Origin of the sequence: Burkholderia sp. Tr-862 (genome assembly GCF_011753085.1) — a bacterium.
GTDB lineage: Bacteria > Pseudomonadota > Gammaproteobacteria > Burkholderiales > Burkholderiaceae > Burkholderia > Burkholderia ambifaria.
This window is the reverse complement of the sequence record NZ_VWWG01000411.1, coordinates 1-686: the sequence shown is the minus strand read 5'-3', so window position 1 is coordinate 686 and position 686 is coordinate 1. Positions and strand designations below refer to the sequence as shown.

Below are 686 nucleotides of genomic sequence, written 5' to 3'. Positions count from 1 at the left end.
CGCGCAGCGCGACGCCCAGCCACACGAGGCCCGCCGCCGCGAGCAAGAGCCCGAGCCCCGAGATCACGCCGGCCGACAGCCGGCGCGTGAGCATCGCCGCGACGAACGGCACGACGAGCATCGGCGCGGAGATCGCGAGCATCAGCCAGCCCGTGTCGATCTCGCTGAAACCGTCGATGCCGATGAAGCGCAGCGGCAGCACGACGAGCAGCACGATGTAGCAGCAGCAGGTCGACACCGGCAGCACCTGCACGCCGACGAAGCGCGGAATCCGGAACAGCGACAGGTCGAGCATCGGCCGCGCGACGCGCGTCTCGATCGCGACGAACGCGCATGCGCCAAGCGCCGCGCCCGCCAGCAGCGCGACGACGAGCGGATGCGTCCAGCCGCGCGCGGGCGCCTCGATCACGCCGAACGTGAACAGCGTGAGCGCGGCGGTGAACGCGGTCGTGCCTGGCCAGTCGAGCCCCGTCGCGTGCGGATCGCGCGATTCGTGCATGCGCGGCAGCCCGAACGCGAGCGACAGCGCGCCGGCCGCCGCGCCCGTGACGAAGATCGCGCGCCAGCCGTAGTGCGCGATCAGGCCGCCGGCGAGCACGGGCCCGAATGCGAGCCCGATCCCGAACGTCGTGCCGAGCAGGCTGAACGCACGCGTGCGCGCCGCGCCGTCGAACTCCTGCGCGAGA

At 72.9% G+C, this 686-nt stretch carries 1 protein-coding gene; it reads right to left on the bottom strand.

Features of this window, described 5'->3' with window-relative positions:
- A partial coding sequence (locus tag F3J14_RS35205) for an MFS transporter (RefSeq protein WP_166726787.1) occupies positions 1-686 on the bottom strand: 686 nt, incomplete at both ends.